The sequence below is a fragment of the Chitinophaga costaii genome (assembly GCF_900094705.1).
In the GTDB taxonomy this organism is placed as follows: Bacteria; Bacteroidota; Bacteroidia; order Chitinophagales; family Chitinophagaceae; genus Chitinophaga; species Chitinophaga costaii.
Map to the genome: position 1 here is coordinate 130,523 of NZ_FMAR01000004.1, position 19,396 is coordinate 149,918.

Annotated in this window: 16 protein-coding genes; 13 read left to right on the forward strand and 3 right to left on the reverse strand. The window is 46.7% G+C overall.

Going from position 1 to position 19,396, the window contains the following annotated elements; genetic code table 11:
• Nucleotides 1-63: 63 nt before the first annotated feature.
• The 13 genes from bshB1 to GA0116948_RS07625 all read left to right on the forward strand — a co-directional run bounded on the left by bshB1 (nucleotide 64) and on the right by GA0116948_RS07625 (nucleotide 13,745).
• Nucleotides 64-798 carry a bacillithiol biosynthesis deacetylase BshB1 gene (gene bshB1 / locus GA0116948_RS07570; RefSeq protein WP_089710726.1) on the forward strand — a complete coding sequence of 245 codons (735 nt, stop codon included), beginning with the start codon at nucleotides 64-66 and terminating at the stop codon, nucleotides 796-798.
• A gap of 1,007 nt (nucleotides 799-1,805) precedes the next feature.
• Nucleotides 1,806-2,357, forward strand: coding sequence for a peroxiredoxin (locus GA0116948_RS07575; RefSeq protein WP_089710728.1), 552 nt, complete (start codon nucleotides 1,806-1,808; stop codon nucleotides 2,355-2,357).
• A 119-nt stretch (nucleotides 2,358-2,476) separates the two neighbouring features.
• The gene (locus GA0116948_RS07580; protein ID WP_089710731.1) at nucleotides 2,477-3,058 is read left to right on the forward strand and encodes a carboxymuconolactone decarboxylase family protein; all 582 of its coding nucleotides are present in this window, start codon (nucleotides 2,477-2,479) and stop codon (nucleotides 3,056-3,058) included.
• A gap of 405 nt (nucleotides 3,059-3,463) precedes the next feature.
• Nucleotides 3,464-3,700 (forward strand): 50S ribosomal protein L28, encoded by a 237-nt coding sequence (rpmB, locus tag GA0116948_RS07585; RefSeq protein WP_089710733.1) that lies wholly within the window; start codon nucleotides 3,464-3,466, stop codon nucleotides 3,698-3,700.
• A 33-nt stretch (nucleotides 3,701-3,733) separates the two neighbouring features.
• Nucleotides 3,734-3,916 (forward strand): 50S ribosomal protein L33, encoded by a 183-nt coding sequence (gene rpmG / locus GA0116948_RS07590; RefSeq protein WP_089710735.1) that lies wholly within the window; start codon nucleotides 3,734-3,736, stop codon nucleotides 3,914-3,916.
• Nucleotides 3,917-4,029: 113 nt separating this feature from the next.
• Nucleotides 4,030-4,203: a DUF4295 family protein gene (locus GA0116948_RS07595; protein WP_089710737.1), complete on the forward strand. Its 174-nt coding sequence runs from the start codon at nucleotides 4,030-4,032 to the stop codon at nucleotides 4,201-4,203.
• A gap of 114 nt (nucleotides 4,204-4,317) precedes the next feature.
• Entirely contained in the window at nucleotides 4,318-5,280 is a 963-nt protein-coding gene (ftsY, locus tag GA0116948_RS07600; RefSeq protein WP_089710739.1) for a signal recognition particle-docking protein FtsY, read from the forward strand.
• A 192-nt stretch (nucleotides 5,281-5,472) separates the two neighbouring features.
• Nucleotides 5,473-5,595, forward strand: a complete 123-nt coding sequence (locus GA0116948_RS21675; protein ID WP_262487065.1) for a hypothetical protein — start codon at nucleotides 5,473-5,475, stop codon at nucleotides 5,593-5,595.
• Nucleotides 5,596-5,907: 312 nt separating this feature from the next.
• Complete coding sequence (locus GA0116948_RS07605; protein ID WP_089710741.1) at nucleotides 5,908-6,798, forward strand: cupin-like domain-containing protein; 891 nt, start codon at nucleotides 5,908-5,910, stop codon at nucleotides 6,796-6,798.
• 354 nt (nucleotides 6,799-7,152) lie between these two features.
• Nucleotides 7,153-8,463 (forward strand): 30S ribosomal protein S12 methylthiotransferase RimO, encoded by a 1,311-nt coding sequence (gene rimO / locus GA0116948_RS07610; protein WP_089710743.1) that lies wholly within the window; start codon nucleotides 7,153-7,155, stop codon nucleotides 8,461-8,463.
• A 67-nt stretch (nucleotides 8,464-8,530) separates the two neighbouring features.
• The gene (locus GA0116948_RS07615; RefSeq protein ID WP_089710746.1) at nucleotides 8,531-10,309 is read left to right on the forward strand and encodes a DEAD/DEAH box helicase; all 1,779 of its coding nucleotides are present in this window, start codon (nucleotides 8,531-8,533) and stop codon (nucleotides 10,307-10,309) included.
• 229 nt (nucleotides 10,310-10,538) lie between these two features.
• Nucleotides 10,539-12,503, forward strand: a complete 1,965-nt coding sequence (gene glgB, locus GA0116948_RS07620; RefSeq protein WP_089710748.1) for a 1,4-alpha-glucan branching protein GlgB — start codon at nucleotides 10,539-10,541, stop codon at nucleotides 12,501-12,503.
• A 360-nt stretch (nucleotides 12,504-12,863) separates the two neighbouring features.
• Nucleotides 12,864-13,745 (forward strand): DUF4382 domain-containing protein, encoded by an 882-nt coding sequence (locus GA0116948_RS07625; RefSeq protein ID WP_089710750.1) that lies wholly within the window; start codon nucleotides 12,864-12,866, stop codon nucleotides 13,743-13,745.
• Between the two features lie 581 nt (nucleotides 13,746-14,326).
• On the opposite strand, the gene GA0116948_RS07630 is transcribed toward GA0116948_RS07625, so the two are convergent.
• The 3 genes from GA0116948_RS07630 to GA0116948_RS07640 form a co-directional block, all read right to left on the reverse strand.
• On the reverse strand, nucleotides 14,327-14,971 hold the full coding sequence (locus GA0116948_RS07630) for a DUF4272 domain-containing protein (protein ID WP_089710752.1): 645 nt from the start codon (nucleotides 14,969-14,971) through the stop codon (nucleotides 14,327-14,329).
• 581 nt (nucleotides 14,972-15,552) lie between these two features.
• A complete protein-coding gene (locus GA0116948_RS07635; protein WP_089710754.1) occupies nucleotides 15,553-17,946 on the reverse strand; it encodes a glycoside hydrolase family 31 protein in 2,394 nt (797 codons plus the stop codon).
• 310 nt (nucleotides 17,947-18,256) lie between these two features.
• Complete coding sequence (locus GA0116948_RS07640; RefSeq protein ID WP_089710756.1) at nucleotides 18,257-19,357, reverse strand: YCF48-related protein; 1,101 nt, start codon at nucleotides 19,355-19,357, stop codon at nucleotides 18,257-18,259.
• Nucleotides 19,358-19,396: the final 39 nt, after the last annotated feature.

Here is a 19,396-nt window from a genome sequence, read left to right on the forward strand (position 1 = left end):
TACAGCACAGAATGCCTGCGCTATTCTTATCTTTGCGCCCACACACCAAATCACCTGTGGACCATGAAACTGGATTTACTCGCCATCGCAGCACACCCTGACGATGTGGAACTGGGCTGTGCCGGCACCTTGCTGGCTCATGCCTTACAAGGACAAAAAGTTGGGGTGATAGACCTCACCCGCGGAGAGCTGGGTACCCGTGGTACGGCAGAGACCCGCGCCGCAGAAGCCGCCGCCTCCACGGCTATCCTGGGCCTGCATGCCCGGGAAAACCTGGGCTTAGCCGACGGGTTCTTCGAAAATGCAAAACCGGAACAACTGGCCATTATCCGCGCCATCCGTAAATACCAACCCGAAGTAGTGCTGGCCAATGCCTTCCACGACCGCCATCCCGACCATGGCCGTGCTGCCAAACTTATTGCAGACAGTTGCTTCCTGGCCGGCCTGCGCAAAGTGGAAACCCTGGGAAACGATGGGCTGCCCCAAGCCGCCTGGCGCCCTAAACAGGTCTTTCATTTTATCCAGGACACCTACCAGGAGCCTACCCTGGTGGTAGACATCTCCGCCGTAATTCAAACTAAGATTGAGGCGATCAAATGCTTTAAAACCCAGTTCCTCGCCGAAGGCAAGGATAACGAGCCGCAGACCTACATTTCTTCTGCCGCCTTTTTTGAAAGTGTTTTACACCGTAACCGCATGTTTGGGAAAATGATTGGGGTAGAATATGCCGAAGGATTTACCACCCAGAAGGTTATCGGCATCAAAAACTTCCAAAACCTGCTGATGACGGTGAGCTAACGGGATCGCTTATACGAAAAAAACGCAGTCCGTGTAAGCAGGCTGCGTTTCTTGTTGGCCTTGGATGAGTAAAATATTGCTCATGGCTGGAAGATGTTTAAAGCAAAAACCGCCTTACACAGCGAACTGTGGTAAGGCGGTTAGTATATTGTATAAAAAGAATTGCCTGCGGTATATAACTATTTTACCTGCTTGTATGACGCAATAAGCCTCCTATATGGCAGGACGGCATTTATGCACCGGCTGCATGCAATTCAGGTCTTGTCGGATTAGAATAATGGGTTAAAAGGCCGCGCTGTATAATGATGACGCGATACGCTGCATCGAGCAGCTTACAATCAGTAAGGAAGCGGTTTGGTACTAGATGAACAGATCTTGTGTAGCATCAAATTCATCCTGTTTGATGAAACTGTTTTTGATAAACGGAATCAAAGCTAAACCTACCGTAATAATCACGATGAGTACATTTCTTAATTTCATGTCCGGGCTATTTAAAGTGAATACATAATTAACTAAATACTGTGCCAATTTGTAGCGTTAAACAAGTAAAAAGCTCCTGCATTAGCTTAAAAAAGCAGTAAGCCACCATGGTGGAGTGCGCAAGGAAAATGTTAACGTTTGGTCAAATCTTTGGGATCAATGATCAGCGAGAAATAGTGGGATTATTCTTAAACTAATATTTACTCGTTATCAAAGATTTTTGGTTGTATTCGGTATGTCAATTGGTGTTGTTTGCTGCAAGCGGGGCGGGCTTTAGCCCAGTTTCATTTCTTAGTAATATGTACGAATTTTCGCATGTTATGGATTAGCCATATAGAGAAATCCAATGAGATATTTTAAAAATCTATTTGAATTATTGGCGGTAGCAGATCATCTTTGCGTAACATTAACGAAAAGCCTGTATTTGACCCTAAAATTACAACAAATAGCAGGCTCACCCAAACTAATAACATTCGAATAACATATTATTCTATAATTATTCAACTCTTATATATAATCGATTCAAAATGAAAAATCAAGTTTTATCCCTGGGTTCCGTTTTCCCAGATTTCAAAAAGACAGCAGTTGTTTCCATTGAAAAAGGGAAAGAATTTTATGAACTGTCTTCCGAAGAACTGAAGAATTCAGGCAAATGGCTGGTGATGTTCTGGTGGCCTAAGGATTTTACCTTTGTTTGCCCTACCGAAATCGCTGAGTTCAACAAACATCACGCTGATTTTACAGACCGCGAAGCCATCCTGATCGGCGCGTCTACCGACAGCGAAAATGTACACTTAGCCTGGAGAAAAGATCATGCAGACCTGAAAGACTTGACATTCCCTATGCTGGCCGACACTTCCAAATCGCTGGCGGAAGAATTGGGTATCCTGGAAGCTAATGAAAAAGTGGCCTACCGTGCTACCTTCATCGTAGATCCGGAAGGCATTGTGCGCTGGGTTTCCTTGTACGACCTGAGTGTAGGCCGTAATGTAAAAGAAGTATTGCGTGTACTGGATGCTTTGCAAACAGATGAGCTGTGCCCCTGCAACTGGCAGAAAGGCGAAGCTACCCTCGCATAATTAAATACATGGTGAGCCGCCGGTTGTATGGCCGGAGGTTCTTTTTACAAGGCCGGAAGTAAGGCAGGGTCCTCCCAGGTGCTGCTTCCGGCCTTTTTTATACACCCAAAACACTTAATATGTTCGCCACCTCCAATAACGATACCGCCCTGCAACTGTTGCAGGCAGTGGGTTTGACCAATATCTCCGTGCGCCTGCAAATGCTGGCCAATACCGATGCCCGGTACTTAAAAGACCTGAAAATTAATATAACTAACTCGCTAGAAGCGGCTACCCTGACTAAAAAAGAAGCCTATCTTATAGGCCTGGCGGTGTCAGTGAATGAAAAACAAAGCGACTTACAGGCTTCTCTTACCACGCTGGCCACGGCCCAGGGTGCTACGGAAAAGGAGATTGCTGAAACCATTAGCTGCGCTTCTTTAATGGCGGCCAATAACGTGTTTTATCGTTTCCGCCACTTCGTAAATAAAGAATTTTACAACGAAACTCCTGCAGGCATCCGCATGAGCATCATGGCCAATCCTGTACTGGGCAAAGAGTTTTTTGAACTGCTTAGCCTGGTGGTATCTACTCTGAACGGCTGCGAAATGTGCGTGACCAGCCACGAAGCAGCCTTGCTGAAACATGGCACCACCCAGCAGCGCATCCTGGACAGTGTACGCCTGGGCGCGGTAATGCGTAGCCTGATCGTATTGCTGTAAATGCATGCGGTAAGCATAATGTGTAATTCCACTGGCAAAATTAGCGGCGCATCCTTCCTGGTGCGATTTATCGCAGGCGCTATATCCAGGCAATTATGCTGAATAGGCATCGTGTTTTGCAAATAATTTAAAATCAACAATTTACATGCTTTATAATAAGTTTTGCTTTTTTATCGCCGTTATAGTGATAAAGCAATAAAACTTGTTTATTTTTGCATCCGCTTCCCAGGGTACCGTCGCAAACTGACCGGCACTGCCTTTTTGTAAGGTCCTGGAAATGAGGCGTAAAGATGTAGCGCTGCCTGCTGATGTGGACAGACGTTTTAAATGTGAATAAATTAAATTCAGTTTATTTGCTAAATCAATAAAAAAAATCGACCTTTGCAGTCCAAAATTTTTTGAAAAATGGCAAGAGTATGTCAGGTGACAGGAAAGAAGCCGATTACAGGTAATAGCGTTTCTTTCTCTAACATTAAAACTAAGAGAAGATTTCTGCCCAACCTGCAGAAGAAACGTTTTTTCCTCGCGGAAGAAGATCGTTGGATTTCATTGAAGGTATCTGCTGATGCAATCCGTACCATCAATAAAAACGGCCTGTATACCGTGGTAAAAGAACTGCGTGCAGCCGGTCAGGCTATCTAATTTTGTTAGGAACACATTTAATTTGAATAAAAAATGGCAAAGAAAGGTAACAGGGTGCAGGTAATTCTGGAATGCACGGAACACAAATCAACAGGTTTGCCCGGCACTTCCCGCTACATCAGCAACAAAAACAAAAAGAATACTCCGGAACGCCTGGAGTTGAAAAAGTACAATCCGATTTTGCGGAAAGTTACTGTTCACAAGGAAATAAAATAATTGATTGTTAAGTGTTGAGCGTTAATCGTTGGTATGTTGGATGTAGGTCCACGCGATTAGCAATTAACAGGTAACTTTTGACGATTCACTTTAACTTTTAATCTAATAATATCATGGCAAAAGGAGCTTCAAAGAACGCTAAAGTAAAGGATACCAAGGCCGCCGCCGAATCTAAGGTGTGGACCAAGGTAATCAAAGCCGTTCGCTCTCCGAAAACTGGCGCCTATACTTTCAAGGAAGCTATCGTGCATAAAGACAAGGTTCAGGAGCACATCAACGCTAAGTAATTCGGCTTTACTACATTATACTCACAGAAGCTGTCCCTCGCTGGACAGCTTTTCGTGTTGTTGGGAGAACGGTAACGTTAAACCAATTACCTTTATTGGCCCAAACTAAAGACTATGAGTTTCTTCAATAAATTATTCTCCCGGGAAAAGAAGGAAAGCCTGGACCAAGGATTACAGAAGACAAAAGAAGGCTTTTTGTCAAAGATAGGCCGGGCCATTGCCGGCAAATCAACCGTAGACACTGAAGTACTCGATAATCTGGAAGAAGCCCTGGTAGGGGCCGATGTAGGGGTTACTACCACGGTGCAGATCATTAACAAAATAGAAGCCCGCGTAGCCAAAGACAAATACCTGGGTACCAGCGAACTCAATAACATCCTTAAAGAAGAAATCTCCAGCCTGCTGGTAGACGCCCCCGACAGCGGCTTCCGCGATTTTGACACACCCGCCGGTATAAAACCTTATGTGATTATGGTGGTAGGTGTAAATGGGGTAGGCAAAACCACCACTATTGGCAAACTGGCTTATAACTATAAAAAGGCTGGCAAGTCTGTATTGCTAGGTGCCGCAGATACCTTTCGTGCTGCTGCAGTGGACCAACTTACTGTATGGAGTGAGCGCGTAGGCGTACCCATCGTGAAGCAGCAAATGGGTTCCGACCCCGGCGCGGTAGCCTTCGATGCAGTGCAAAGCGGGGCTTCTAAAGACGTAGACGTGATTATCATAGACACCGCTGGCCGCCTGCATAATAAGGTATACCTCATGGACGAACTGACCAAAATAAAACGTGTCATGAAAAAGGTATTGCCAGACGCTCCGCACGAAGTTTTATTGGTTTTAGACGGCTCTACCGGCCAAAATGCCGTGGAGCAGGCCAAGCAATTTACCGCCGCTACAGAAGTAACCTCCCTGGCTATTACCAAGCTGGATGGCACGGCCAAGGGTGGGGTAGTATTGTCTATTACCAACCAGTTTAAGATACCCGTTAAATACATTGGCATTGGCGAGCGCATGGAAGACCTCCAAGTATTCGACAAGGAAGCCTTTGTAGACTCCCTATTTAGTACCAACAGCTAAGTTCTTTGCTCCGCCAGCCCCATCTGAAGTATGTGGAACCAGGATGTGATTTTAATTTAAAATAATGACCTGACCATAGACCTAAAGAGCGATTACAATGCTGTTTCATAGTAACGAGGGCCATTGTACCATCCTAAATCGTTGTACACTATTTCCTTTTTTCTTTATTTTTGTAAGACAAAATATTGCTGTATGAAAGAACAAGTGCCTAAAAACATAGAAGTTCTCCGTCAAAGGGCGAAAGAAGTGAAAGCGGTAAAAATGGCCGCCCAAAAGATGCATCGTAATTCATTGGCAGAAAATATTACCTCCTAGGAGAACAGGTAGATCTAATTAAAAGCTCCTAAAAGCTTATAATTTATCATGGAACCTTTAGTGCAAAGAGGCCGTACCTGCTCATCCCTTGGTGCATATCACAGAGATAGATTGTTCATAATATAGTAAGGTCTCGCACGTGCGGGACCTTTTTTATTTAAATTTATGGGAATGTGTTAACTGCTTATAAGCTATGCCAACAATAGATAAGCCCCGTGTGGACACAGTTTGGCATGACTTTTCTGCGTTAATGAACTTTACACCAGCCTACTAGTACAACTTGTATTAAATAGCGTCACTAGATCAACCTGTATGAAAATTCAGCAAATCGAACGGGTAGCCGACATAACGCCGGCAGTATTCAGAGAAAAATACTACCTGCCCCGCAAACCAGTGATTATTTCCGGTCTTTCCAAAAATTGGGAAGCCTTGCACAAATGGACATGGGACTATTTTAAGTCCATTGTTGGGGAGCAAACGGTAGGCGTTTACAACAATACCCGCGCCGGTGCAAACACCCTGGTAAATGGAGCCGATGAATACATTAAATTTGGAGATTACCTGGACATGATCCAGCAGGGCCCGGTGGAACTGCGTATATTCCTATTTAATATTTTTCAGCACGCTCCCCAGCTCGTGAAGGACTTTACCTTTCCTGACGAATATGCAAAGGGGTTCCTGCATAAATTCCCGATGTTGTTTGTGGGTGGGGCAGGATCGGTGGCGCATATGCATTACGATATAGACCTGTCGCACATTTTTCACACCCAGTTTATAGGCCGCAAACGCCTCTTATTGCTGGAAAACAGCCAGGCACCCTATATCTACCGCATGCCGTTGACGGTGGAGAGTGCAGCTTCTTTTGTAAACTGGCATGAGCACCTGGATACTAAACAATTTCCAGCCCTCGAATACGCCCAGGCTTACACCGAAACCTTGCAGCACGGCGAAACGCTTTTCATGCCGGCAGGCTACTGGCATCATATGGAATACATTGACAGTGGTTTTGCCATGAGCCTGCGGGCCCTGGACCAGCGGCTTATCGGTAAATTAAACGGGGCCTATCACCTGGTAGGATTGCGGGGCATGAATAACCTGCTGATTAAAATGGCACCGGTATGGTGGTATCATTATAAGCGTAAAGTGGCTAAGGCGCGGGCCAACAAACTATTAGAGAAGATAGGGGTGGCGGCAGGAGAGTGATCCTCCATCTACAACTAAATCCTGGGGCTTAAACTCCTGCATATGACCGCCCTGGTGGCAGGGCGGTGTGATTGTATATCCAGCATCTTGGTTGGAAAAGATCGCCTACAGGCCAGGTGCGCCCTGGCGGTGGCCTTATAATTATCCCGGTAGGCATATTCCTCCCCACTACTAGTAAATACGAAAAATTATTACTAACTTTGCGAATCCTTTGGGAGGGGCGGTACAGTCCCTTGCCACTAAGGCTCCCATAACACACACTACATAATTCTTCTTTTTGTCTGTTCGTGTCCGGTGTCTTCGTGGCTGTTTCGGCTAGCAATCTGGCTGCCGTTTTATCTAAAAACGCACGAATTGAAGACAAAAACTTTAAAGAAAGACAAGGTTAATATTATTACGCTCGGTTGTTCCAAAAATCTGGTAGACTCAGAAGTGCTGAGTGGTCAGTTGCGGGCCAATGATATAGACGTGGTGCATGAAAATGCCAAACGCGATCATAACATCGTGGTGATCAATACTTGTGGTTTTATCGATAAAGCAAAAGAAGAATCTATCAACACCATTTTGGACCAGGTGGAGCTAAAAGAGCGCGGCAAGCTGGATAAGGTATATGTGACTGGTTGCCTGAGCGCCCGTTACCGGGGCGATCTGGAAACGGAAATTCCCGGGGTAGACGCTTGGTTCGGTACTTTGGAAATGCCCGCCTTACTTAAAAAATTCAATGCAGATTATAAAGCGGAGTTGATTGGTGAGCGCTTGCTCAGCACCCCCTCTCACTACGCCTACCTGAAAATTGCGGAAGGCTGTAACAGGACCTGCTCTTTCTGCGCTATCCCGCTCATGCGGGGAGGACATGTATCCCGCCCCATTGAGGAGCTGGTACGGGAAGCGGAAAAGCTGGTGAAGATGGGCGTGCGGGAAGTGATGTTGATTGCCCAGGAGCTTACCTATTATGGGCTAGACCTCTACAAAGAGCGCCGCCTGGCCGACTTGTTAAATGCTATTGCCGACGTTCCCGGCCTGAAATGGATCCGACTGCATTATGCTTATCCCAGCAAATTTCCCATGGAAGTGCTGGACGTGATCCGCACCCGCGATAATATTTGCAAATACATAGACATGCCTTTGCAGCATGCCGCCAATAACATGCTCAAAGCGATGAAGCGCCAGATAACCCGCGAGGAAATGGAACGGCTCATCACCGAAATGCGTGCACTGGTACCTGGCATCTGCATCCGCACCACGCTGATCGTAGGTTTTCCGGGAGAAACCCTAGAAGACATTGAAGAACTGAAAGCGTTCCTCGAAAAAATGCGCTTTGACCGGGTAGGTGTATTTACTTACAGTCACGAAGAAAATACCAGTGCCTACGCATTGGAAGATACGATCCCTGCCGATGAAAAAGAACGTCGCGCTCAGGAGATCATGGAAGTACAACAGGAGATCAGCCTCGAAAAGAACCAAGCCAAGGTAGGGCAGGTATTTACCGTGCTGGTAGACAAAAAAGAAAGTGGCCGCTACCTGGCCCGCACCGAGTTCGACTCCGTGGAAGTGGATAATGAAGTAATCATTACCACCACCAAACGGTTGCAACCAGGCGAGTTCGTGAACGTTCGCATTACCAAAGCTTACGATTACGACCTGGAAGGTGAACTGGTGGATTAAGCAGCATAACTTTTTTACCGCTCATTGCGGCATACATGGCCTCTGTTTGAGGCATTAAATACAATCAATGATAACATTTGAATCATTAGGCCTGCAGGAAGACATCTTAAAAGCCGTAACGGACTTAGGATTTGTATCCCCAACGCCTATTCAGGAAAAAGCCATCCCGGTTTTATTAGGTGGTGACCGGGACTTTGTAGGTCTTGCCCAGACGGGCACCGGTAAAACAGCAGCATTTGGCCTGCCTTTACTGCACCAATTGAATGTAAAGCTCAGGGCTCCTCAGAGTCTGATCCTTTGCCCCACCCGCGAACTGTGTTTGCAGATTGCCAATGACCTTAAGAATTTCAGTAAATACCTGGGCGATGTGAGCATCGTAGCGGTATATGGCGGCGCCAGTATTGTGCAGCAGCTACGTGAAATTAAACGTGGTGCCCACATTATCGTGGCTACCCCTGGCCGTTTGCTCGACATCATTGATCGCGGTGCGATCAACTTCGATTCCGTTCGCTACGCCATATTGGATGAAGCAGACGAAATGCTGAACATGGGCTTCCAGGAAGATATTAACAATATACTCTCCAAGACACCGGCAGAAAAAACCACCTGGTTGTTTTCCGCTACCATGCCGCAGGAAGTACGCCGCATTGCACAGAAATACATGAACGATCCGTTTGAATTGACGGTTGGTACCAAAAACAGCGGTAACGTTAATATTGAGCATGAATACTATGTGGTTCGTCCGCGAGATAAATATGCTGCGCTGAAACGTATTGTAGATTATAATCCCGATATCTTCGGTATTATTTTTACCCGCACCAAACTGGACTCCCAGGAAATTGCAGAATCCCTGATCCGTGATGGTTATAACGCCGATGCCCTGCATGGCGATCTTACCCAGCAGCAGCGTGATAAAGTAATGAAGCGCTTCCGCGAAAGAGGTTTGCAGGTGCTGGTAGCTACAGATGTTGCCGCCCGTGGTATAGATGTAGACAGCGTTACGCACGTAATCAACTACGAGCTGCCCGATGATGTGGAAAACTACACCCACCGCTCTGGCCGTACAGGCCGTGCAGGTAAGTCTGGCGTATCAATCGCCATCATTACCGGCCGCGATGTAGGTAAGATCCGCCAGATAGAACGCGTACTGGGTAAGAAATTCGTGAAGGCAGAAGTGCCAGACGGATTTGCCGTTTGCGAAAAACAATTGTTTGGCCTTGTGCATAAAGTGCATAATGTAACAGTAAACGATGAACAGATAGAACCCTACCTGGAACGCATCTACGAAGAATTTCAGCAGATGAGTAAGGAAGAGCTGATTAAGCGTTTTGCTTCCCTGGAATTCAATGAATTCCTGGCTTATTATGAAAATGCGGAAGACCTGAATGTGAAGGAAGTACGCCGTGGCGAAGCAGGTGATACCAATACCATGTCGCAGCGCAGCTCTGGCCGCTTTACCCGCCTGTTCATTAACCTTGGTTCCGTGGACGATTTTAACCGTGGCGACATGCTGCGTTACCTGTGCGACAGCACTGGGCTGAAAGGCAATAAGATTGGCCGCATAGACCTTAAAGGTGTGTATTCTTTCTTCGAAGTGGAGAACGATGTGCTGGAACAGGTACAGAAATCTTTCACAGATCTGAACTACAACGGTCGCAGCGTGCGCATAGAAATGTCGCAGGATGGTGATAAGCGCGGTGGCGGCGGCTATCGTGGCAACAGTGGCGGCAGCCGTTCTTATGGTGGTGGTGATCGCAGGAAGAGCTACGGCGACCGCGAAGGCGGTGGAGGCCGTCGTGAATACAGCAGCGGTCGTCCCAGCTATAAAGGCAAAAAGTCAAGCTGAGCAAGCAAACATTAAGGAAAATCAGACAGTTTCGTATATGTTGTGCGGGCTGGCATGTAAGCTAAATAGAAAAAGGATGTCTCTAGGTAATAGAGCCATCCTTTTTTGTTGGTATGGATTTTAAGGTTACTACTTAAAGCAATACAGGTATAAAGTGCCGCCGGCCTGGCCGGGTTTGCGCTTTACATCGTATCTTGTAGTTACTTCACGTTTCAATATTACCCTTCACATGGCCAGCAAAGGAAAAAAGAGCAACAGCAAACAAACTAGCGAACCCGTATCTTCCGGGATCATTCCCTTTTCCCGCTTCACCGAGTTCGATATCGCCCTGTTTGGAGAAGGCAGGCATTACAGGCTGTATGAAAAATTTGGCGCCCACACCGTAACCCATGAAGGGCTGGCCGGCACCTCCTTTGCCGTATGGGCACCCAATGCCAAAAGTGTAAGCGTAGTAGGCGATTTTAACGACTGGAACCCTAAAAGTCATGTATTGCTGCCCCGTTGGGACCGCAGTGGCATTTGGGAAGGGATGGTGGCCGGTGTGGGCCTGGGTGTGAAATACAAGTACTTCATTCTATCCACCACCGGCGAGCAAATATATAAAGGCGATCCGTATGCCAACGAGTGGGAATTGCGTCCTAAAACCGCGTCGGTAACGACTACCCTCGAATATAAGTGGAAAGATAAAAAGTGGATGAAGGACCGCTACAAGAAAAACAGCTTGCAAAGCCCCATGTCGGTGTATGAAGTACACTTAGGAAGCTGGCGGCGCCCGGATCTGAACAATCATGAAGTGTTTTATTCCTACCAGGAGATCACCGAGATGCTAGTGCCTTACGTGGCCGGAATGGGCTTTACGCACGTAGAGCTGATGCCCATCATGGAACACCCGTTTGATGGTTCCTGGGGCTATCAGATAACCGGTTATTTTGCGCCTACCAGCCGTTATGGTTCACCAATTGCATTCATGGCCATGGTAGATGCCTTTCACCAGGCAGGCGTGGGCGTGATCCTCGATTGGGTGCCATCCCATTTCCCCTACGATGAACACGGGCTGTACCGTTTCGACGGATCGTATGTGTACGAATCTGAAGATTTGCGCAAGGGGTATCATCCTGATTGGAACTCTTATATTTTTAATTACGCCCGCAACGAAGTAAAGGCCTTCCTGACCAGCAATGCCGTGTTCTGGCTGGATAAATTTCATATAGACGGCCTGCGGGTAGATGCCGTGGCATCCGTTATTCACCTAAACTATTCGCGGCCCGCCGGCACCTGGGAACCCAATGTGCACGGCGGCCCGGAAAACCTGGAGGCTATTACCTTTCTCCAGGATATGAATACCTATATCTACGACCAGTTTCCCGATGTGCAGATGATAGCCGAAGAATCTACCTCATTTTATGGGGTGTCTAGGCCTGTATTTTCCGGAGGGCTTGGGTTTGGGCAAAAATGGATGATGGGCTGGATGAATGATACCCTGCGTTATTTTAAAACCGATCCATTATACCGCAAGGTGTTGCAGGATCAATTCAGTTTTAGCATTGCCTATGCATTTTCCGAAAACTTTATGCTTCCCCTAAGCCATGATGAAGTAGTACATGGCAAATCGTCCTTACTTTATAAAATGCCGGGCGACGATTGGCAGAAATTCGCCAACCTGCGCACCATGTACACGTATATGTTTACCCATCCTGGTACCAAACTGCTTTTCATGGGCGGTGAATTTGGGCAAACGGGGGAGTGGGATTATAAAGCCGAATTGTACTGGAACCTGCTGCAATATGCACCGCACGAGGGTTTGCAGCATTACGTAAAGGCCTTGAACCAACTCTACACTACCCATCCCGGACTGTATGAAAAACAATTTGAGTTCGAAGGATTTGAGTGGGTGAACATCCATGATTACGATAACAGCGTGATCGCCTATGCACGGCATGGGAAAATGGAGAAAGACCAATTACTGATTGTGTTAAATATGACACCGGTACCCCGACTGCAATATCCCCTTGGGCTGCGGGAGGAAGGCACTTGGGAGGTAGTGCTGAACAGCGACGACAATATGTACGGCGGCAGTGGCGTAGGCAATACGGCACCCATAAAAACCGAAGCAGCGTTCTATAACGGCCAGCCCTTTAAACTCACCCTGGACGCCCCGCCATTGGGGGCTTTGGTGCTAAAGAAAAAGAAATAGGAAACTGTACTTAGAGAAGGCTTTACCACGCGGGTACAGCCTTTTTGGGTAGTAGTCTGGGATATCATTTCATAGGTGCCACCATTTCCCGGCCAGGACATTTTCCGCTGAAAATACCAAGCAACGGCTGGCATACGTTATAAATAACTGGTAGAAAAAACATCATCAGCAATTTAGCCAAACATGCACTACCGGATATAAAAATTTTAAGCAGTTTTAAACCTTGCGGGGCGCGCCGCATCTAAAAAAATTGTTCCTGCAAAGGACTTATAGTGAAGCTTACATTGAAACACCAGTTACTTATTATGCAATAAACCATAACACCTTTATTAACCATTTCATTATTTTAAAACCTAGTGTATGCAACTCCAACTCCGCGCCTGGCCGCTGGCCCTGGTGGCGCTTTTACTCATGGGCCTTTGTGCCTGTAACAAAAATGAAAGTGCAGCCGGCAATGCTCCGGATGCAAACCACCAAAAACTAAACATCTACCTCTCGGATGATCCTGCTTATTTCGATGCGGTGAACCTGGACATTCGTGCTGTGGAGGTACTGGTAGATACCTGTACGACCGATAGCAGCCAGTTGAGCAACCAGCCCAATCGTTGTGGGTGGGACAATGGTCAGTGGGATCACCAACATTGCACTGTGTGGGATACGTTGGCCATCCGTGCTGGAGTATACAACCTGCTGGACCTGCGCAATGGTACCGACACCCTGCTGGGCGATGGGAATGTTATAAAAGGTGATGTAACCCGTATCCGCATCACCATTGGCGATAACAACAGCCTGGTGAAAGACAGCGTAACTTATCCGCTGTATACCTGGAGTGGGCAGCACAAGGTAATCATCAACTTGCGCCGTAGTGATTGGGAAAACTTTTCTTCGGGCAGCTACCGCCTCTGGCTGGATTTTGATGTAAACCATTCTGTACTGGAAATTTTCAGGGGACACTTTATTCTTAATCCTTTTATTCGTGTATTCATCCCTAATCAATTTGGTTCCATCAGTGGCAATGTAGGGCCGGATGCGGCACAACCGGTAATATCGCTTTATGGCGCCACCGATACCCTGTACGCCATTCCCTGGAGAGGGGGCGACTTCTCTATCCGGGGCGTAACGGAAGGCACTTATAGCCTCTATGTCAATGCCTCGAATGGGTACAGCGATACAACGATTGCTAACATAGCTATCAAAGGAGGCGAAACGACCAAATTGCCCAAAATTACCCTGCATAAATAACCGCTTCTTTTTGAATGGAACCGGCCTGCAGGCCTTTGCCCCATGGGCAGGGTCTGCGGGCCGTTTTTATGCTGGGAGAGCTACATTTAGCCAATGAGAGCCAGAAGTTTTCCTCTAAATAAATTGATTAATAATACTTTAAAGTTTAATAATTTAGTGGCGACTGAATGAATAAAATGAATAGATTATATTTATAAATGGATTATTATATTGTGTTTAATCCGAATGAAGAGATCCTTAGCAGGCTAATAATGCCCCAGCCTAGTATGTGAAAACCAATGTTCGTCACCTAAGATCATTACTATGAAAACCTATATTAAATCAGCCGTATCCGAAGAGTTATACTTATATGGTATATGGAGAGTACTATGTGTGCTGTGTATATTTGGCGCGCTGTGCTTTTTTTATTTTAATATACTGGTATAGGCTGTCCTAAGGCTATCTGCTAGCCTATTTCAGCGGTCATCATGCCGTTGTGTATGTTACTTTATTATAAAAAATTGCTTGTTGCTATTAGCTGCTTTGCCCCTGTCTTTTGTTAACTGCAAAAGATCAGGGGCATTAAAATTTAAGAGGGTTGGTTAAGGCTTACCTGCCGTAATCCATTTCAGCGCATTGCGGCGTTCATAGAGGGCCATGGGGTGAAGTTGCTGCACGGTACGGGCACCTTGTTCATAGAGACGGCGCAGGTGCAATACGGCCAGATCGTTAAAAATATATTCGTCCACCAGCTCTTCCTTTTCCCGGTAGTGGCAATGGTTTATAAAGCCGGCGGTATCGGCATGGAGATGTGGAATGTGGGATAGCAGGGAGGCAATGGGCGCTTCGCTGGCGGGATCCGGGGATAGGGGTACCAGATCCATAGTCCAGGCCAGGATGTAAGCGCCTTCCAGGCTCCAACTATATTTAGCCAGGGTTCTGGCGTCGGTAGCATTGCTTTGGAGGAAGGCTTTTTCCTGCGGCGTAAGATAAATGAAAAGCGCTTGTTGCTGTAGCCATATAACAATAGTCCCGCGCTTATCAGGTTTATAAGCAGCCAGTGACAAAGCATACAATACCAGCATGCGGGCGGCGGCGGAGGAAGCTTCCCGGAAGTGCCATTGAGCAATATCCAAGTAAGATAACACAGTGATTTCAAGGTCGGCGATACGGGCAGCATATAGGCGGGCCTCCAGCGCGTTACGCCTGCTTTCTAGGGTATTGGTCCAGGTTAGCAAATCGTTCATAGGTAAACTTGATTATCCTATGCAAGATAAAACACATTCAAATAAATATTTATGGGTGTGCATAAAAGGTGTAAAATGTTTGATGGGCTGCAATAGCAGGCAGGAGCGGGAATACTGTTGAAAATATTGAATACCCCTTTTAAATACATAAAAATTCTCGTTGCATGGTTAATAATTTGTTATTAAGCAGACTCATTAAATGTTTTTAAATGGATCATTTTAATAAAATCTATTCATTTTGTTCATTCAATTAAGCAATGCAATAGCTGGTTTATAAGACTATATATTTGTATTAACTCTAAAGTTGGCATAGGTTATGAGAAGGCACTGAGATTTCAATCTACAGTGCCTTAATTTTTTTAGCCCGCTGTGTTACCATGTTTCAGCCTACTGTTATGGCTGCTTTCCGTATTGATTAAAGAAAGGAAGTTAATGAATGATTGGTAGAAGGTGTTTTCACTTTATACCAAAGGCCATCATCATGCAATGATTTTTGGGATAGAATATACGTGCTTTTTTTTCGATCATAAAAAAAGGCCTGGCAAATGCCGGGCCTTTTTGTGAGAAATTTGATCGTGATCTTATCGTACAATTAATTCTTCAAACTTCCTGTCAAGCGGGATTTTCACAATACCTACGGCCAGGTTCCTGGCGGTGAGGGAAAACGCTTTTCCATCTACTACGTATTCCTTGGGAGTAAATGGCAGACCGTGAATAATTACTTTCTGGGTTTTATACGTGTTCTTGTATTTGCCATGAAACTTCTTTTTCAATTTAAACTCCTGCGCGTTGGACACCTGGCGGAAGCGGATGATATTAAACTGGTCGTTTTTATAACCATAATTATCACCGGCGTCTTCATACAAAACGCTGTTGGCCACCTCATCGCTGTAATACACGTTCAGCGAAAGTTCTGCTACTGCCTGCTCGCCTACATATTGCATTTTCGGGTATTTCGTAAGCACCATACCGGCTTTAACGAACAGGGGGATTTCATCAAGTGGAGTAGGTATGGTAACGATCTGGCCACCTTCAAATACCTGGTTAGAAAAATAGTAGTACCATTTTCCTGCTGGTAGATATACCGCTTTTTCTTTCATGCCTGCTTCGCTTACGTGGCTCACCAACAGGGCATCGCCAAACATGAACTCGTCGTTGCGGTGGTGGGTAAGCGGATCGTGCTGCGACACAAATGCGATGGGGCGCAGCATAGGGGTACCCAGTGTAGAGTATTGCCAGTAGGTGGTATAGAAGTAGGGCAGGAGATGGTAGCGTAGCTGAATAAATTTTTTGACGATGAATTCATACTTACTCCCGAAGCTCCAGGGTTCCTGGTTGAAACCGGTTTCATTACTGGCTGAGTGTGTGCGCATGAGGGGGTGAAAGGTGGCCAGTTGTATCCAGCGGGTGTATAGTTCCCCATCTGGCTCGCCGATGAAACCTCCGATATCACTGCCGGCATGCGATATGCCGCTTACGGCCAGGCGCTGGCATTGCACAGCGGCCAGCCACAGGTGTTCCCAACTGGCTACGTTGTCGCCCGTCCATACGGAAGTAAACCGTTGTGCACCCGCATAGCAAGAGCGGGTAATGAGGAAAGGACGGTTGGGCATGAGGTGTTTTTTCATGCCTGCGGCGCTGGCCATGGTCATCAAGTGACCATAAATATTATGGGCTTTACGGTGACTTACTTGTTCGCCGTCGTAGTCATGGCGTACATCTTCGGGAAAGGTACCCATTTCAAAAACGGCTGGTTCGTTCATATCGTTCCATACACCGCGCACGCCATATTCCACCAAGCTGGCGAAAAGATCGGCCCACCATTTCCGCACCACGGGGTTGGTAAAATCGGGGAATACGCATTTGCCCGGCCACACATCGCCTTCCATCAGTGCTCCATCGGCCCGTTTACAGAAATAATTGTTTTTAATACCTTCCTGGTATACAAAATAATCCGGATCTACCTTAATGCCGGGGTCTATAATAACCACGATTTTAAAGCCCATTTTGGATAGTTCTTTAATAAATGTGGCCGGATCGGGGAAGCCTTCTTTACTCCAGGTGAAGCAGCGGAAGCCTTCCATGTAATCGATGTCCAGGTAAAGTACGTCGCAAGGGATCTTTCGTTTGCGGAATTCGGCGGCAATCTCGTTTACGCGTTTGTCGGGGAAGTAGCTCCAGCGGCATTGGTGATAGCCCAGCGTCCACAGGGGTGGCAGTTCCGGTGTGCCGGTAATGCGGGTGTAGGATTCTGCTACCTGCAATAGTTCCGGTCCATAAATAAAGTAATAATTCATTTCCCCACCCCTGGCCCAGAAGCTGGCTACATCATCTCTTTCTTTACCAAAATCGAAGAGGGTGCGGAAGGTATTATCGAAAAATATTCCGTATCCAATGCCATTGTGCAGGCCATAGTAAAAAGGAATATTGCGATAGAGTGGATCGGTATCTTTCTGGAAGCCATAGGCATCGGTACCATAGTTTTCCAGGCGTTTGCCGCGCAGGTTCAGTGCGGTGGGTTTATCGCCCAGGCCAAAAAAGGATTCATCTTCCTGGATAATTTTGCTGCAATACACAATTTTACCGCCTTTTTGCAAGTAATATTGCCAGTGAAAGCCCAATTCGTCCTGGTTAATAATGCGGCCTTCCAGGTCGGTAATGGTGATGCGGAGATTATCTTTAGCGATGAATACCTTAATGGCCGCTGTTTCTATTTCAAATACTTCTTCAAATTCATGGAGTTGGAAATAAATGGGTGCATCTTCCAGTTTGTGGCTCGTTGCGTAGGAAAATTCCCGCTGGAAAGTGCCATCTGCGGCGTAACGGAAACGCACAATTTTATCGGTGATGACCCGTACTTCCAGGATGGTTTCGGTGGTGGTAAAATTGAAGTAATTGCCCTCTTGCTTCCACTCCCGCACGCTGTCGGGAAAGTGTTTGACAGAATATTTACTTGACGAAGTTTCAATTTGCATATATCACATTTTCTGATGCCAAAGGCGGGCATGAAATTAATAAAATTTAATGGGTTGGGCAGTTGCTCAAATTTCCCGCGAATAGCCTTGATATTTGGCAGATAAAAGTTGGCAATAAGGTGGTATGGTGTTGTTATGACAAGTAAGTATCTTCCTCATAAATTTACTTTTTGCTTTAATCTATTATTCCGGTGGCGCGCCTTTCCAGGTATGGCCACCTTTTTTTTGCACGGAGGTGGGTATTTACGATGAAGTTGCTTCCTAATACTTTAAAATACAAATCATTGGGGTAAAATACAACCTGTTTATTTTATTCTTCTATTTCCAGTAGGGCTATTTTGCCATGGCCGCCGGCCAGGATGGCGTGCCGGCCATCACCCAGATTTTTTACGGTATTAAAACCGGCGGAGTTTAGCTTATGCCAATTTTTGCCGCCATCTTCCGACATACCTGTGCCGGAAGTGCCCGTGGCCACTAACCAATTCGTGGTAATGAAAGTAACGCCGGAGCAGTATCCCCAAGGGGTTGTGGTGGCTGGCTCCCAGTTGCGTCCGCCATCGTGGGTAAGAGCACAGTTGCCGGTGCGTATAGTATCGTGTGCATAGTCGCCGCCTACTACCACGCCGATTTCCCGGTTGGCCGAAAAGGCGATGGCAAAGGCACCGGTGGTGGATTGTCCCTGTAGCAAAGGAAGCTCCTTTATTTGCCATCCCTTCCATGCTGGATGATTTAATTTATCTGGTGATAAATAGCAAGACAGGCAGGTATCGGCCATGGCGGGCTGGTGACCGCTAATGAAATAACTCTTCGTGCCGCCGGTGATAAAGCAGGGGATATGGCCAGGTAAAAAAACAATATTGCTATTGCTGGCGGCAAATGCGGCGTCGCCTTCGTGCGCCGGGGGGCGGCCTTCCCGGGGGGCCTGCCAGCTTTTACCACCATCAAAGGTGTACAGTATCATAAAATGCGCCCCGATAGGGTCGCCCACTGCAAATCCGTATTGGCGATCATCAAATTGCAGGCAATCAAAAAATGCTTTTGGGTCGTCATTATAATATTGCTGTTCCCAGGTAATGCCTCCATCTGTAGTGTGCAATAGCCTGGCAGGTGAGCCGGCATTGATCACAAAAGCTTCTTGATCGCTCCGTGCAGCAATGCTGCGCCAGTCGCAGGAATCGCAGGCAGCGGTGTGCTGCCATTGCCAGCTATGGCCACCATCCAGGCTTCTGCCCACCGTACCACCCGTGCCGGATACCCAGATGGTGTGGGCATTCACCACAGACAAGCCCCTGAAACTGGCATTGGTACTGGTGTGTATGGGAGCGATCGTTGCACGTTGTGCCAAGGCGGATAAGCTGGTGAGCAGCCACGCACCGTTACAAAACAGGTTACGCATACGGTGTAAAGTCATAGGTCGTTGACAGTTTATCAAAAGTGGAGGATAAACCTG

Bases quoted from the DNA above. Each gene is read 5' to 3' on its own strand.
- bshB1 (WP_089710726.1), top strand. From the start codon at position 64: ATGAAACTGGATTTACTCGCCATCGCAGCACACCCTGACGATGTGGAA.
- GA0116948_RS07575 (WP_089710728.1), top strand. From the start codon at position 1,806: ATGAAAAATCAAGTTTTATCCCTGGGTTCCGTTTTCCCAGATTTCAAA.
- GA0116948_RS07580 (WP_089710731.1), top strand. From the start codon at position 2,477: ATGTTCGCCACCTCCAATAACGATACCGCCCTGCAACTGTTGCAGGCA.
- rpmB (WP_089710733.1), top strand. From the start codon at position 3,464: ATGGCAAGAGTATGTCAGGTGACAGGAAAGAAGCCGATTACAGGTAAT.
- rpmG (WP_089710735.1), top strand. From the start codon at position 3,734: ATGGCAAAGAAAGGTAACAGGGTGCAGGTAATTCTGGAATGCACGGAA.
- GA0116948_RS07595 (WP_089710737.1), top strand. From the start codon at position 4,030: ATGGCAAAAGGAGCTTCAAAGAACGCTAAAGTAAAGGATACCAAGGCC.
- ftsY (WP_089710739.1), top strand. From the start codon at position 4,318: ATGAGTTTCTTCAATAAATTATTCTCCCGGGAAAAGAAGGAAAGCCTG.
- GA0116948_RS21675 (WP_262487065.1), top strand. From the start codon at position 5,473: ATGAAAGAACAAGTGCCTAAAAACATAGAAGTTCTCCGTCAAAGGGCG.
- GA0116948_RS07605 (WP_089710741.1), top strand. From the start codon at position 5,908: ATGAAAATTCAGCAAATCGAACGGGTAGCCGACATAACGCCGGCAGTA.
- GA0116948_RS07615 (WP_089710746.1), top strand. From the start codon at position 8,531: ATGATAACATTTGAATCATTAGGCCTGCAGGAAGACATCTTAAAAGCC.
- glgB (WP_089710748.1), top strand. From the start codon at position 10,539: ATGGCCAGCAAAGGAAAAAAGAGCAACAGCAAACAAACTAGCGAACCC.
- GA0116948_RS07625 (WP_089710750.1), top strand. From the start codon at position 12,864: ATGCAACTCCAACTCCGCGCCTGGCCGCTGGCCCTGGTGGCGCTTTTA.
- GA0116948_RS07630 (WP_089710752.1), bottom strand. From the start codon at position 14,971: ATGAACGATTTGCTAACCTGGACCAATACCCTAGAAAGCAGGCGTAAC.
- GA0116948_RS07635 (WP_089710754.1), bottom strand. From the start codon at position 17,946: ATGCAAATTGAAACTTCGTCAAGTAAATATTCTGTCAAACACTTTCCC.
- GA0116948_RS07640 (WP_089710756.1), bottom strand. From the start codon at position 19,357: ATGACTTTACACCGTATGCGTAACCTGTTTTGTAACGGTGCGTGGCTG.